A 14,958-nucleotide genomic window follows, 5' to 3' on the forward strand; every position below is an offset into this window, starting at 1 on the left:
CTGGCCGACAAGGCGCTCTCGTTCTCGTACGCGCTCACCGGCAAGGGCGGCAAGTCGCTGCTGGAGCTGCGCCAGGTCGGCGGCAAGACCTTCGCGCAGGCCGACCTCGCCGGCTTCGCCACCCTGGTCGGCGAGGACCCGTCCCAGGCCCGGGAGATGACGGCGGACCTGCCCGCGTCGGTGCGCGGCGCGCTGGCCGGCAAGTGGGTCTCGCTCGACGCCGGGACGCTGCAGGACTTCAGCAAGTCGCTGCGCGGCGGCCAGGGTGCGGCCGGCGCCAAGCCGTCCGCACCGCCCACCCTGGACCCCGGGACGCAGGAGAACCTCCTCAACTCCCTGAAGGACGTCTTCAGCCGCGACGTCTCCTTCGAGGACAAGGGCAAGCAGGACGGCAAGGACCGCGTCACGGTCAGCGTCCCGTCCCGCAAGCTCGCCGAGGACCTGCTGAAGACCTTCCAGCCGCTGGCCAAGGACATCCCGAACCTGGGCAAGCTGCCGACCGCCGTCCCCAGCGACCTGCCCGACCGCAAGCTGGCCATGGACGTCTACCTCGACGGCGGGTCGCTGTCCGCGGTCACCTTCGACCTCGCCCAGCTGGACGACAAGATCGCCCCCGGCACCAGTCTGCCGATCAAGATCGCGTTCGGTAAGGACGTCCCCGCGGTCCAGGCACCCGCGGGTGCCACCGAGATCACCAGGGCCGACCTCGACAGCCTCTTCGGCGAGATGTCCGGCGGCGGCCGGGGCGGCCTCGGCGGCGGCCTGGGCCGCACGGCCGAGCCGCTCACCGACGCCCAGGTGAAGGAGCTGACCCAGGGCGGTGGGCTGACCGAGCAGCAGGTCCGGACGTACAACAAGCTGGGCCTCAGCTTCGAGGACATCAAGGACCTCGCGGTCGCCCGCGCCTGACCCGGCGCCGGCTGCCCCGACGGCGCCCGCCAACGACCGCGCCGGTTCCCGCCCGGTACCGCCGCGCCGGGCCCCGCCGATCACGGCGGGGCCCGGCGCGGCGGTACCGGGCGCGGCGCTGTTCCTCCGTCCGTTCCGGCGGTGGCCTCAGAGCGCAGGGGCGATCCGCCGCCCGTCCCGTGCGGACAGGACGGTGATCGCCTCCACCGGGCACATCTCGGCGGCCTCGGTCAGCTCCTCCCCGGGGACGGTGACCGGGCGGCGCGTCCGGGCCCGGCCGTCCTCCCCGAGGGCGAGATCGTCCGGCGCGGTGGCCGCGCAGAGGCCGGCACCGACGCAGCGGTCCGGATCGATCCGCACCACCACATCGCCGGGCTTCCCGCTCGCGCCCGCCGCCACCGGACCTCCTGCCTGAAACATCGCGTCCGTTCCACCCGCCCCGCCTGTCCCGCCCGGGTCGTCCGTCCCGTCCGTTCCACCCGCCCCGCCTGTCCCGCCCGGGTCGTCCGTCCCCTCCGGGCCGCCCGTCACCAGGACACCTCGAGGGCCAGCGGACTGCGGGTCAGCAGGCCCTCGCGCCAGGCGATGGCGTCCTGCGGCCCGGCCAGCCGCAGGCCCGGGAGCCGGCGGGCCAGCCGGTGCAGGGCGAGCTCCACCTCCATCCGGGCCAGCCAGGCACCCAGACAGTGGTGCGGGCCGGCGCCGAAGGTCAGGCTCGGGGAGCCGAGCGGCGCGAACAGGTCCTCGGCCAAGGTGCGCGGAAAGACCGCCGGGTCGTGGTTGGCCGTGGCGGAGTCGGCCGCCACCACGGCACCGGCCGGAATGGTCACGCCACCGATCTCCACCTCCTCGGTGGCCCGGCGCAGCAGCCCCGGCAGCGCCTCGGTGTCGCCGAGCGGGATCGCGCGCAGCAGCTGCTCGGTGGCGGCGCCCGCGCTCTCCTCGTCGGCGGCGAGCCGCTGCCAGGCGGCCCGGCCGTCACCGAGCAGGTACACCATGGCGTTGCCGAGCGTCGTCATGGTGGTCTCGTGGCCGGCCACCACCAACCCCACCACCAGCGAGACCAACTGCTGCTCGTCGACGCCGCCGCCCTCCCGCGCGGCGGCGAGCAGGCCGCTCACCAGGTCCTCGCCGGGCGCGGCGCGCCGCTCGGCGATCAGCTCGGCGGCGAACCGGGCGAACTCCCCCATGGCGGCCGCGATCGCCTCGGCCGGGTGGGCGGTGGCGGACAGTGCGTGGTCGCTCCAGTGGCCGAGTCGCTTCAGGTCCAGCCCGTCCAGGCCCATCAGACGGCTGATCACGGCCACCGGGAGCGGCCTGGTGTACTCGGCGACGATGTCGGCGGGGGAGCCCTGGTCGATCAGGTCGTCGAGCAGGCCGTCGACCACCGAGGCGACCCAGGGACGCCACCGGGCGATGGCCCGCGGGGTGAAGGCCCGCTGGACGGTGCGGCGCAGGCGCTGGTGCTCGGCGCCGTCGAGGTTCAGCAGGCCGTCCGGGTCGTCCAGGATGTTGGGGACCACCGACACCGACGGTGCGTCGGGTGCGTACAGCGAGGCCCGGTTCAGGCGGGGGTCGGTGAGCACCTGGCGGACGTCGGCGTGCCGGCTGACCAGCCAGACCGGGGTGCCGGTGGGCAGGGCGGCCAGGCGCGGCGGGCCGGGCTCGGCGTGGCGCAGGCAGTGCAGCGGGACGAGCGGCGGTGCGGACTCGGCCGGGCGCTGTTCGACGGACATCCATCCTCCTGGCGGTCGACCGCGGGTGGCGGTCTGCGAAGTCGGCGAGGTCGGCTGCGGTCTGCCGGCTCCGCTGGGTGTGGCTCGGGGGCCGGCGGGTGTGCTCGTGGTGCCGATGGGCCGGCGGGTGTGCTCGCGGGCGCCGGCAGGCGTACGCGTGGGTGCCGGCGGGCCGGCGCGTGCTTGGTGCGCTGGTGTCCGAAGGGCCGGCGAGTCGCGCCGGGGGCGGCCGGGGAACGGGCGCGGCCCGTCGTCGGGCGGGGGTTTCGGGGGGTCCGGGGTACGGGTAGGGCGATGGGGTGCACGGGGCGGCCGCTGCGTACGACGGTATGTGTGCCGGATGCCCCCGGACAGCGGTAGATCCGGCCATCGACCGGTGGTTCCCGCCGACTTGACCGACCGCGCGGGCGGGCGGGGCCCGCGGCGGCCCGGATCCGTCGGCCCGCCGCGGGGAGGGACCGGCCGCGCTCGGCGAGGCGGCCGCCGGCCGGGGCTACGCTTCGTGGGCAAGCGGATTCGCAGTCCCGGCGCAGAACCGCGCCGGCCGACGGAGGTGGGAACCGGATGTCCCAGCAGGTGAAGGCAGTCATCGCGCGTGCCAAGGGTGCGCCCGTGGAGGTGACGACGATCGTTGTGCCCGACCCGGGGCCGGGCGAGGCGGTGGTCAAGGTGCAGGCGTGCGGGGTTTGCCACACCGACCTGCACTACCGCGAGGGCGGCATCAACGACGAGTTTCCCTTCCTGCTCGGCCATGAGGCCGCCGGCCTGGTGGAGTCGGTGGGCGAAGGTGTCACCGAGGTCGCACCGGGTGACTTCGTGGTCCTCAACTGGCGTGCGGTGTGCGGGCAGTGCCGGTCCTGTCGGCGCGGGCGGCCGCAGTACTGCTTCGCCACCCACAACGCCAAGCAGAAGATGACCCTGCTGGACGGCACCGAGCTGTCGCCCGCGCTGGGCATCGGCGCCTTCGCGGAGAAGACCCTGGTCGCGGCCGGCCAGTGCACCAAGGTCGACCCGGCTGCCTCGCCGGCCGTGGCCGGACTGCTGGGCTGCGGGGTGATGGCGGGCCTGGGCGCGGCGATCAACACCGGCGCCGTGGGCCGCGGGGACTCGGTCGCCGTGATCGGCTGCGGCGGCGTCGGTGGCGCGGCGGTGATGGGCGCGCGGCTGGCCGGCGCGGCGAAGATCATCGCGGTGGACATCGACGACCGCAAGCTGGAGACGGCCCGCCGGCTCGGCGCCACCCACACCGTGAACTCCCGCACCACCGACCCGGTGGAGGCGATCCGCGAGCTGACCGACGGCAACGGCGCCGACGTGGTGGTCGAGGCGGTCGGCCGCCCGGAGACCTACAAGCAGGCCTTCTACGCCCGCGACCTGGCCGGCACCGTCGTCCTGGTGGGCGTCCCCACGCCGGAGATGACGCTGGAACTGCCGCTGCTGGACGTGTTCGGACGCGGCGGCGCGCTGAAGTCCTCCTGGTACGGGGACTGCCTGCCCACGCGGGACTTCCCGATGCTGATCGACCTCCACCTGCAGGGGCGCCTGGACCTCGGCGCCTTTGTCACCGAGACCATCGAACTCGACGCGGTGGAGCAGGCCTTCGAGCGCATGCAGCACGGCGACGTGCTCCGTTCGGTGGTGATCCTGTGACCGCCGCGCGCATCGAGCACCTGGTTACCTCCGGCACCTTCGAACTGGACGGCGGCAGTTGGGAGGTGGACAACAACGTCTGGATCGTCGGCAACGACACCGAGGCGGTGGTGATCGACGCGGCCCACGACGCCGAGGCCATCGCCGGCGCACTCGGCGACCGCCGACTGGTCGCGATCGTCAGCACCCACGCCCACAACGACCACATCGACGCGGCCCCGGCCCTGGCGGCCCGCACGGGCGCGCCGGTCCTGCTGCACCCCGACGACCTGCCGCTGTGGAAGCTCACCCACCCCGAGCGGCTCCCCGACGGCGAACTCGCCGACGGTCAGGCGATCGAGGTGGCCGGGACCACCCTGACCGTCCTGCACACCCCCGGCCACGCGCCGGGCGCGGTCTGCCTCTACGCGCCGGACCTGGGCACGGTCTTCACCGGCGACACGCTGTTCCACGGCGGACCGGGCGCCACCGGCCGCTCGTTCTCGCACTTCCCCACCATCATCGACTCGATCCGGGACCGCCTGCTCACGCTGCCGCCCGAGACGGTGGTCCGCACCGGCCACGGCGACTCCACCTCCGTCGGCGCGGAGGCGCCGAGCCTGGCCGACTGGATCGCGCGCGGCCACTGATCCCCGCCGGCCGCCGCGGCTCCCGACGGCGGCCCGGTGCCCGGCACCGGGCCGCCGCCGGGGTGGTCCCGTTCGGCTGCCGAGGGCGTCAAGTAGGCCCACAGTCATGACTGTTGCTCCGCAGCTCAAGCTGGCGGTCGACGGCCTGGCCGCGACCGTGGACGACCTCGCGTACCTGGCCCTCGGCGGGTACGGGCACTGCACTGCGATGCAGGTACGCGGCGGCCGCACCCCCGGGCTGGACTCCGCCTGGCCCGACTCGACGCCGTCATCCGTGCGGTCGGGCTCCACAAGCGTGAACAACCAGGGGACGTACCCGGTCCAGCCGGGCCAGTACGGCTGGATCACGCTCAGCAAGGTCGCCCGAAAGGTCACCGGAACCTGGACCTTCTCGGCCGGCGACCTCCCGTGGAAGGCCGACGACACCGTCGCCCTGCCCGTCGCCCATGATCCCGGCGGGCTGTCCACCGTCTACAGCATCAACAGTGGCGACAAGCCCCCGGTCTGCAAGTCGTAGCCGACGGCAACAGAGGGGCATGAGACGGGCACAGGCCTCCGGCACGGGACCCCGTCCCCGGAGCCGGAGGCCTGTGCCCGTCAAACAGCGCTGAGGTCGCAGCCGCCGGCGAAGGCCGACCGGCGTGCCCACAGGTGCCGCTCCCGGGGGGAGCGGAGCTCGTAGCTCCAGTAGTCGGTGGCGCGCAGCGAGCGTTGGCGGGTGGGGCCGTGGTGCCCTTTCATCGCACGGGAGTTCGAGCTGGCCGTGCTCCTCGACACCGCCCGGTCGGCGCTGCCGCCCGCGGACGTCTTTCGTCACGCCGGTCCGCGCGAATGACGGCTCACCGAAGGCGCGGCTGACCGGGCCCGGGGCCGGCTCGCAGGGCGAGGTGCGCGCGTATCGGGACGGTCGCGGCGGCGTCACAGGCGCGCAACGGGGCGGGTTCGGCCCGGGCCAGCGATCTCTATTTCCGCGTGGCATGTCGGCGAACTCCGGTGTCTTCGGCTCCTCTTCGTTCGCACGACCTGCCGACCCGTTTCACCTGACCCATCCGATGTCGGCCGGTGTGGTGGTGGACGTCGCCCGGCTTGCCGGGCCGCCCCCGCCACGCGGTCAAACCCCAGGGGGGACCATGTCCGACGCTGCCGCGACCCGTCGAGTACGGCGGCCCGCGGCAGCCGCACGGCGCGGGACCACGGGCGGACGCCTTGTCCCGATCCCGCGCGGGGGTTCCGTCCGGCCCGACCGGCTTCCTGCAGCCGCCCGGCCCCACTCGGCTCGCCCGGCCTCGCTCGGCCCGCCCGGCCCCACTCGGCCCGCCCGGCCCCACTCGGCCCGCCCGGCCCCACTCGGCCCGCCCGGCCTCGCTCGGCCCGCCCGACGCCGCCGAGGCCCGACCGACGCCGAAATCCGACTCCACCGAGGAGCCCTTGTTGACGGACACGCTTACCCTGACCGATGCCGAGCTCAGCCAGTTCCTCCCTGCGGCGGCCGCCCGGCAGGTGGCCGCGGAGCAACTGATGCGCCGACACGGCGGGACGGCCCTCGCCTACGCGCGGGCGTTGTGCCGACACCGGCACGACGCCGAGGATCTGGTGATCGAGGTCTTCAACCGGGCCCTGGACGTCGTCCAGACCGGGGAGGACCACAGCCACCACTGGACGGACGGCCTGCTCGGCACCCTGAGGTGTGTCGCCGCCGAACGGGCCGACGAGCATGGATTCGACGCTCTGTCGGCGGGATTCCTGGCCTGGCTGGACCTGCGGCGGGAGCCGCACCGGAGTTACCGTTCCGCGCTGCTCGCCGCCGAGCGGGACTGCTTGCCGCTCCGTGCCCTTCGCGGGCTCCCGCAGAGTCCGGCAGTCGAAATCTGGTCGGCCCTCGCACCGAGCGCCGGCGATGTCGGGACGGTGGTCGTCGAGCGCCCGTTGCCCTCGGAGCGGACCCGGCGGCACCTGGCCGACGCCTACGCGCGGGCCTACGCCATCAGCGCGCCGGAGCGAAGGTGCCGCCACCTGGTCGCCCGGATGGCTCACGCGGTGCAGAACTCCACCACGGCCTCACCCGAGATGACGACGCATCTGAACGGCTGCGACGCCTGCTCCCAGGCCGAGAACGACCTGCGGCTGGTGCACAGCTGGGACATCGACGCCCTTCAGGAGCGCATGTTCATCCGGTTCCCGGAGGTGGACGGCCTGGACGGGGGCGAGCCCCGGACCGCGGACGTGACCGGCTCGCCGGCCGCCGCCGACCATGCCCCGTACCCGGCGGGCGGGGCCCACGGCGCGCACCCTCCCACCTTCGCCGCCCCACCGGTACCCGGGCGCTTGGCACAGCCTCAGCCCGGCCGGCGGCGGCACGCCGCCCGGCGGCGGCCCGTTCTACGCTCACACCGCCGGGCCGCCGCCGGCGCCGCGAGCGCCGGGGCGCTCGCCCTGGCCGTCGGCCTGGCGCTGGCCCCGCAGCCGGCGCCGACCGGCGCGGCCCATGCCCCGGTGCCGTCGACCACCCCCGAACTCAACCCCACCGGCCCGTCCGCCCCACCGGCGGTACCCCCACAGCCGCCGGGAGCGTCGGACGCGCCCACCCCCGCCACCCTGACGCCCTCCGTGACGCCCACCGCCACGGCGCCCCGGCCTGTGCCGCCCAGGCCTGCGACCCCCGGTCCCTCGGCGCCCGCAACGCCGCCGGCTCCGAGCCCCACCGCCGAACCGGGCATCACCGCTCCACCGCTGCCGCAGTCCCCGGGCGCGTCGCCCAGCGCCACGTTTCCCGGCATCCGGGTGCTCCAGCGTGGGGACGAGGGCCCGGACGTCGCGATGATGCAGCACCAGCTGCTCGCGAGGAGGGGCTGCGGTCCGACCCGCGCGCCCTTCGTCCGGGGCCGGTTCGACGCCGCCACCGCTGCCCTCCTGCAGGCCTTCCAGCAGGAGGCCGGCATCCGGGGCGACGAGCGCGACCACCTCCTCTACGGCCCACTGACCAGGGAGGCACTCCAGAGCAGACAGTTGGGCCGAAGCTGCTGACCCGCACCGATGCCAGGTGGCGGGTACCGGGGCGCAGCGTGCGGGCGCGCGGCCCTGCCGTCGGTGGTTGCCCCTTCGGCGACAGGGTCGGCGGGTGCGGAGCCGGGCATCCGGCTCGCTGGTGAGGTGATGTCCTCCAGGTGGTCGCGGCGCCGCGGACCGGGGCACGGGGGCGGGTGGCGCCTCCGGTGTGCAGGCCTGTACGCCTGTACGGGTTCGGGGAGGGCGGCGGCATCCACCGAGAGGTCCGGGTGGGAGGCCTTGTTGTCGGTGGGCCCGGCGTCGGGGTTGCGAGGGGCCCGGCGCCGGCCGGCTACGAAGCGTCGACGGCAGTCTCGCCGAGGTCCTCCTTGGCGACCCGGAGCAGGTCCTCCCGGTCGCGGCCGTCGCCCGACGAGGGACGCGATGGGCTCCGCGGCCGTGCGGTGCGACCGGGTGAGCCTGTCCCTGGTCGGCATGGACTCCACCGTCGCCCGGGCGTACGGCGCGGCCCGGGAGGGTTGAACCTGAGGTGCCGGCGGTGCTGGAGAAGGCCGCGGCCGAGGGTGTGGGAGAGCGGATTCCGGGTGGACCGGCCCGGTGGCGGCCGGTTCTTCGCGAGCCGGCCTGTCGTGGCTCCGGCCGGAGGGCCTGTCGTGACGACGGCGGCGGGGCGCCGGTCGACGGTCGACAACGGGCCTTGCCGCGCCCCGAAGGGGCTTCGGCGGCGCTGCCGTAAAGCCGCCCACGAACGGAGAAGCTACGGCTGCGTAGGCCTTGACACCCCTGAGCCCCCCTGACACCGTCGTGGTTGAAGTTGCTCGCAAAGTGCGTGATTAGAGCATCTATGAGCATGAGCATCGCCCCTTTCGCATCACGTGCCACATGCCCCACTGCCCTACCGGGCGGCCGGCAGGGCGGCACGTGATCGGCGGCGAGGCTCTCCGGCGCGGTGCCGGGGGTGAGCCCTCAGAGGTCCGACACCAGGTGCCGGGCCCACCCCCGAGCCACCGTCCCGTGCCGGCGCGAATCGCGCGCCCTCCCGACCGTCCACCTGGTGTCCGGTCCCGTGCCCTTCCTGTCCGAAGGAGTCAACATGCGCTCGTCGCACCGACGAGGCAGACGCCTCGTCGCACTTGCCACAGCCGTCGCCGCCCTCCCGCTCACGGCCACGCTCTCCCAGGCCGCCGCCGCGCCGCCCGCCCCCGCCCCGGCCCCCTACGCCCTGGTGCCGCAGCCGGTCTCGCAGCAGGCGGTGGCGGGCGCGGGGTTCACCCTCACCGCGCAGACCCGTATCGCGGTCCTCTCCCGGGACTCGGCGGCGGTGGGGGTCGGCACCTACCTCGCCAAGCTGCTCGCGCCCGCCACGGGCTACGACCTCGCGGTCGTCAAGGACACCCGGGTGCCGAAGAACGCGGTGGTGCTGGATCCCGACGGCCCCAAGAGCCTGGGTGCCGAGGGCTACACCCTCACCTCCGACGAACACGGCGTCGTGGTCCGGGCCCACGGGGCCGAGGGCCTCTTCCGCGGTGTGCAGACGCTCCGTCAACTGCTGCCCGCCGCAGTCGAGTCCCGCAGCGAGCAGACCCGTGCGTGGACCGTCCCGCCCGCCAAGATCTCCGACTCGCCCCGCTACGAGTACCGCGGCGTGATGCTGGACGTCGCCCGCCGCTTCTACCCCGTCGCCCAGGTCAAGCGCTACATCGACGAGGCGGCCGCATACAAGATCAACACTTTGCATCTGCACCTGACCGACGACCAGGGGTGGCGCCTCGCCATCGACGCCGTCCCGGACCTGACCAAGGTGGGCGCCAGCACCCAGAGTGGCTTCACCGGCGGCAGCGACTGGTACTACTCGGCGGCGGACTACAAGGAGATCGTCTCCTACGCCTCGTCCCGCTTCATGACCGTGGTGCCCGAGATCGACGGCCCCGGCCACACCGAGGCCGCCCTGGCGTCGGTGCCGGGCCTGAACTGCGACGACAAGGCGAAGGCGCCCTACTCGGGCTTCGACGTCGGCATCAGCCTCTACTGTCTGGAGGACGGGACCCACATCGGGAACACGAGGCGCTTCCTGGCGGCCGTCATCAAGGAGGTGGCCAAGCTCACCCCCGGCCCCTACATCCACCTCGGCGGCGACGAGACCCCGCAGGCGACCCCGGAGCAGTACGCCGCCTACGTCAAGGCGGCCACCTCGGCGGCCACCGGGCGGAACAAGACCGTGATGGGCTGGCACCAACTCGGCCAGTCCGCCATCCCCGCCGACAGCATCCTGCAGTACTGGGGTGAGGACGACGACCGGGAGAGCATCGGCACCGCCGAGGAGACCCGCAGCATCCGCGAGGTGCGCAACGGAGTCGCCCAGGGCGCCAAGTTCGTCATGTCCCCGTCCGACCACGCCTACCTGGACATGAAGTACGACGTCTCCACCCCGTACGGCCTGAGCTGGTCCGGATACGTGCCGGTGCAGAGGTCCTACGAGTGGGACCCGGCGACCAGCACCGCCAAGCCGGACGGCACCGGCGCCGTCGTCCCCGCCAAGAAGATCGCCGGCGTCGAGGCCGCCCTCTGGGCCGACCGTGCCTACGAGGGCAGCAACGCGCTGCCGACCCCGACCACCCGCTGGCCCGAACCCCAGGACTACGCCGACTACATGAGCTTCCCGCGTCTGCCCGCCCTCGCGGAGGTCGGCTGGAGCCCCCAGTCCGCCCGTGACTGGAACAGCTTCCGCCAGCGCCTGGCGCAGCAAGGACCTCGCTGGACCGCCGCCGGCATCGGCTACTACGCCGCCCCGGGCATTCCCTGGCCCGGCGTCGTGAAGACCGTGGAGGGCGCGCACAGCGTCGAGACCGGGGGCAAGGCGCTGGACAACCCGGGCGGCTCGACCTCCGACGGCACCGAACCGGTGCTGTGGTCGCCGAACCGCGGCGCCAACCAGACCTGGACCTTCACCCCCCAGGGCGACGGCACCTACACCATGCTCAACAAGTCCTCCGGCAAGTGCGCCGAGGCGACCGGCGGAGCCGGCGCCGCCGTCGTCCAGCGGACGTGCGACAACCAGACCGGTCAGCGCTGGAGGATCACCCCCGCCGACAACGACCGGTACACCATCGCCGCCGCCGGCAGCGGCCTGCTGCTCACCGCCGCCTCGGCCACCAACGGTGCCAAGGTGACCCAGCAGCCGGACACCGGCTCCACCCTGCAGCGCTGGTCCGTCGACTGACCGCCCTGCCACAGGCCACGGCCCGCCCCCGCTCCGGACGCGCCCCGTCCGGGGCGGGGGCGGCGCCGGTGCCCGCCGCGTCGGGGCGGTGCCCGGTATCGACGCAGGGACGAAGGAGTTGAGCCCGTTCCTGTTCCCGGTGAAAGCGGTGAAGGCCCCGTGCGCCCACCGGCTCCGGCAGCTGTTCGGCGGACGCGACCGCCGGACAGCCCGCCATCGGCCCTTCCCGTTCGGCCTTCGCCACCCCGAGGGCCGTCCTTCCTCCCGCACTCCCGCATGCGCCGCCCGGACGCATGCCCGAAGGAGCCGTTCATGTCCCGTACCACCAGCCGTGCCGCCGCCGGGGGCCTGCTGCTCGCCCTCGGCCTGACCACCGCCTGTTCCACCGGGCGGGAGCCGATGACGGCGACCCCCGCCCCGGCGGCGCCGCTGAACGGCAGGATCTCGATCACCTACCTGCAGAAGCAGGGCGACCAGGAGTACTTCGTCGGCGAGGCGGCCGGCGCCGAAGCGCGGGCACAGGTCCTGGGCATCGACCTGAAGGTCGTGAACCTCGGCAACGACGCGAACAAGACCGTCGGCGAGGTGCAGTCGGCGGTCGCGCAGAAGTCCAACGGCGTCATCATCGTCGTGCCCGACCCCGCCGTCGGTCCGCAGGTGGTGCAGATCGCCAAGAGTGCCAACGTCGCGCTGCTGACCTCGGACGACCAGATCTGTGCGACCGGCCCGGACCCCGCCGCGTGTGCGAAGGAGAACCTGGTGCCGCGGATCGGCTTCAGCGGTGCCCAGATGGGCGGCGAGGTCGGCAAGCGGGCGCTGGAGGAGTACCGGAAGGCCGGCTGGTCGGCCGCCGACACCCGGATCGTCTCGGCCTGGAAGCAGGACGTGACCGTGTGCGGCGACCGGGTCAAGGCCGCGAAGGAGGCGTTCGCCGCGGGCGGCGGGGCGGACGTGAAGAGCATCGACGTCGCCACCGACAACACGCCGACCGGGGCTCAGGACAAGATCGCCGCGACGGTCACCGCCAACCAGGGCGTCAGGCACTGGGTGGTCTGGGGGTGCAACGACGAGAACGTCCAGGGCGGCGTCACCGCCATGCAGAACGCCGGCATCTCCCCGGACAACGTGATCGGCGTCGGTCTCGGCGCCTACCTGGCCTGCAAGGACTGGAGCGGCGGCAAGCCCTCCGGCATGAAGGCCGCGCTGTTCATCAACGGCCGTGATGTCGGCGCCTTCGCGGTGCAGGCCATGTACGACAAGCTCAAGAACAGCAGGGAGTTTCCGCCCGAGGCCTTCGTCCCCACCACCATGGTCGACGCCACCACCTGGCAGGCGGTGGGCGCCACCTGCAGCTGACGCCCCTGTTCCGTCCGGCGCCATGTCGGCGAACGGACACCGCCCTCGCGCCGGCTCCCGCCCGGGCGAGGGCGGCGGCGTGTCCACTCGCCGAAGTCCAGCTGGGCCGGGGCGAGTTCGAAGGCAGCGGGTAACAGTCGGATCGGCCGGGGCCGCAAGGTTCCGCGCTCGGCGACGTCGGTGTCCGGGCGGCCCCGCCGAGGGCGACGAGCTCGCCCGGCGCGCCGTCAGAGACGAATGGCAGTGGGTGGTGCAGCGCCTCGCGGACGTTCGGTGGTCAGGACCGGAGGCGGCGTCCGGCGAGGTGGGCGCGCGTCAGGAGAGCCGTGCGCGCTGCCGCCGCCCTCCGGATCGTTCGCGATGCCGTTCATAACGGTTGCACATCGGCGCGGGATGCCAAGGCCGATTTGCCCTCTTCCTCGATGAGGGCTCGTACTCCGGGCCCTTGACCGCCCGTGGCCCGAGTTCGGCGGGGTTCCGCCGGTGCGCGCTCCGTCGGGAAGATTTCCTGGAAAGGCCGGCCGATGCCCCCTGTCCCACCACGTCGTGACGGCGCGGAGCCGGCCGTGGCCCGCAGCGTGCGCCGGCTGTCGCGGTCATGGCCGCCGATCGTGCCGGCCGGCGCGTTCGGCGCGGCGGTGGCCTTCGCGGGGTACGCGCGCAGCCCCACGTCGGGACCGCTGATCGTGTTCGACGGCGTCCGCCGAGCCGATGCCGCCGGGCCCCCGCCGTGTTCGCCGGGCCGCGCTGCGGACTCCGCCAGCCGCACGAGTCCGGCCCCCTGATGGTGATCCCGCCGCGCGAGCGGCTGTCCCGAGAGAGAGGCGATTCCATGTCAGAGGCCCGAACGGTCGGCGCCGGTCAGGAGCGCCGTGCGGTCGACGGCCGTCCGGAGACGTCCTGGCGGGAGAGACGGGTCCTGGACCTGTACCGGGCGGCCGCACTGGCCTTCGCGCTGCGTACCGCCCCCGGCACGCGGGCCGGGGACGACAGACCGGCCGGGGACGACGGGCGCCGGGACGTGATGGCGAGGATGCTGAGTTCCCCGCGCACGGAGAAGGAGCCGGGTCTCCCGTGGTCCTTCCTGATGATCGCGGTGGTTCGCTCGACGGAGTACCGGTCGCACCATGCGCCCGGGGGCGGCGCGGAGTCGACCGACGGGCTGGTGTACGCCCTGCTGTCCGTCTCGCGCCCGTGCCGCTCCGTCGTGCTGGAGCGGATGCTCGCACCGGGCGGGGGTGAGGTGCCCGTATGCCCGCCGGGTGAGACCGGTCAGGGCCAGGCCATGGCCGGGGCCCGGCAGTTCGACGCGTACGTCACCGCGCACTTCCTGCGAGCCGCCGGCGGAGCCTGCCGCTGTCTCGACGCCGTGGTCGGCCACGCGACCGGACGGCGGGACGGCGCTCCCCACCCGCTGCCGTGCCCCGGTCCCGGAAGGCACTCCGCCCGCCTCTCCGCGTCGGACGCGCCGCCCTCCACGCCGGTGCTCGGGAGCGGCACCCCCGCCGACGGTGGTCCCTCACAGACCGCGGTTCCGACTTCGGGGCACGGCTGCCCGACACCCGAGGGGAGCCCGAGCCCGCAGGAGGGATCCCCGACGACCACCACCGACACCCCCGGCCCTCGACGGCCCCACCGGTCATGGTGGCCGTTCTTCAGCCGCGTGTCGCGGGACCAATGACGCACCCCGCGCCCCGATCCCGCGCCGTGGGGCCGTCCGACCTGACCGGCTCCACGCTGCCCACCCGGGCCGATCCGCCCGCCCGACACCGGTGAGGCTCGACCGACGTCGACGCCCGACTCCACCGAGGATGCCTTGTCACCGGACATGCTCACCCTCACCGACTCCGAGCTCGGTCGGTTCATCCCCGTGGCGCCCGCCCGGCAGGTGGCTGCGGAGGACTGATGCGCCGACACGGCGGAACGGCCCTCACCTACGCGCGGGCGTTGTGCCGACATCGCCACGACGCCGAGGATCTGGTGATCGAGGCCTCCAACCGGGCTCTCGACCTCTTCCGGAACGGGGAGGACCACAACCGCCTCTGGACGGACTGCCTGCTCGGCACCCGAGGACCACAACCGCCTCTGGACGGACGGCCTGCTCGGCACCCTGCGACGCGTCGCGGCCGATCGGGCCGACAAACAGGGGTTCGACACTCTGTCGGCGCGCTTCCTGATCTGGCTGGACCGGCGACGCGAGCCGCACCAGAGCTACCGTTCCGCGCTGCTCGCCGCCGAGCGGGACTGCTTGCCGCTCCGCGCCCTGCGCGGGCTGCCGAAGGGTCCGGCGGCCGAAATCTGGTCGGCCCTCGCACCAGGCGCCGGCGAGGTCGGCGCGGTGGTCGTCGAGTGCCCGCTCCCCACGGAACGGACCCGGCGGCACCTGGCCGACGCCTACGCGCGGGCCTACGCCTTCGGTGCGCCGGACCGAAGGTGCCGCCACCTGGTCGCC

At 74.0% G+C, this 14,958-nt stretch carries 11 protein-coding genes; 8 read left to right on the plus strand and 3 right to left on the minus strand.

The features are described from left to right. The first annotated feature begins 156 nt into the window (after positions 1 to 156). Entirely contained in the window at positions 157 to 909 is a 753-nt protein-coding gene (locus OG689_RS35320; RefSeq protein WP_266325179.1) for a hypothetical protein, read from the plus strand. Between the two features lie 147 nt (positions 910 to 1,056). Here OG689_RS35320 and OG689_RS35325 read toward each other — a convergent pair whose 3' ends face one another. Beyond that, a complete protein-coding gene (locus OG689_RS35325) occupies positions 1,057 to 1,329 on the minus strand; it encodes a ferredoxin (protein WP_266325181.1) in 273 nt (90 codons plus the stop codon). A 107-nt stretch (positions 1,330 to 1,436) separates the two neighbouring features. Further along, positions 1,437 to 2,645 carry a cytochrome P450 gene (locus OG689_RS35330; protein WP_266325183.1) on the minus strand — a complete coding sequence of 403 codons (1,209 nt, stop codon included), beginning with the start codon at positions 2,643 to 2,645 and terminating at the stop codon, positions 1,437 to 1,439. Positions 2,646 to 3,209: 564 nt separating this feature from the next. On the opposite strand from OG689_RS35330, the gene OG689_RS35335 reads away from it, so the two are divergent. From OG689_RS35335 to OG689_RS35345, 3 genes are all read left to right on the plus strand, one after another. Beyond that, positions 3,210 to 4,295: an S-(hydroxymethyl)mycothiol dehydrogenase gene (locus OG689_RS35335; RefSeq protein ID WP_266325185.1), complete on the plus strand. Its 1,086-nt coding sequence runs from the start codon at positions 3,210 to 3,212 to the stop codon at positions 4,293 to 4,295. Continuing rightward, complete coding sequence (locus OG689_RS35340; protein ID WP_266325187.1) at positions 4,292 to 4,924, plus strand: MBL fold metallo-hydrolase; 633 nt, start codon at positions 4,292 to 4,294, stop codon at positions 4,922 to 4,924. Before OG689_RS35335 ends, OG689_RS35340 begins: the two co-directional genes overlap by 4 nt. 106 nt (positions 4,925 to 5,030) lie before the next feature. Beyond that, on the plus strand, positions 5,031 to 5,441 hold the full coding sequence (locus tag OG689_RS35345) for a hypothetical protein (RefSeq protein WP_266325189.1): 411 nt from the start codon (positions 5,031 to 5,033) through the stop codon (positions 5,439 to 5,441). A gap of 80 nt (positions 5,442 to 5,521) precedes the next feature. Here the strand turns inward: OG689_RS35345 and OG689_RS35350 are convergent, their stop codons facing one another. Next, on the minus strand, positions 5,522 to 5,665 hold the full coding sequence (locus tag OG689_RS35350; protein ID WP_266325191.1) for a hypothetical protein: 144 nt from the start codon (positions 5,663 to 5,665) through the stop codon (positions 5,522 to 5,524). A 690-nt stretch (positions 5,666 to 6,355) separates the two neighbouring features. On the opposite strand from OG689_RS35350, the gene OG689_RS35355 reads away from it, so the two are divergent. The 4 genes from OG689_RS35355 (at position 6,356) to OG689_RS35370 (ending at position 14,187) form a co-directional block, all read left to right on the plus strand. Beyond that, positions 6,356 to 7,948, plus strand: coding sequence for a hypothetical protein (locus OG689_RS35355; RefSeq protein WP_266325193.1), 1,593 nt, complete (start codon positions 6,356 to 6,358; stop codon positions 7,946 to 7,948). A gap of 1,075 nt (positions 7,949 to 9,023) precedes the next feature. After that, positions 9,024 to 11,150, plus strand: coding sequence for a family 20 glycosylhydrolase (locus tag OG689_RS35360; RefSeq protein ID WP_266325195.1), 2,127 nt, complete (start codon positions 9,024 to 9,026; stop codon positions 11,148 to 11,150). Positions 11,151 to 11,462: 312 nt separating this feature from the next. Further along, positions 11,463 to 12,506 carry a substrate-binding domain-containing protein gene (locus OG689_RS35365; protein ID WP_266325197.1) on the plus strand — a complete coding sequence of 348 codons (1,044 nt, stop codon included), beginning with the start codon at positions 11,463 to 11,465 and terminating at the stop codon, positions 12,504 to 12,506. A gap of 832 nt (positions 12,507 to 13,338) precedes the next feature. Next, complete coding sequence (locus OG689_RS35370; RefSeq protein WP_266325199.1) at positions 13,339 to 14,187, plus strand: hypothetical protein; 849 nt, start codon at positions 13,339 to 13,341, stop codon at positions 14,185 to 14,187. Positions 14,188 to 14,958 lie beyond the last annotated feature (771 nt).

The sequence above is a fragment of the Kitasatospora sp. NBC_00240 genome (assembly GCF_026342405.1).
Classification (GTDB): domain Bacteria; phylum Actinomycetota; class Actinomycetes; order Streptomycetales; family Streptomycetaceae; genus Kitasatospora.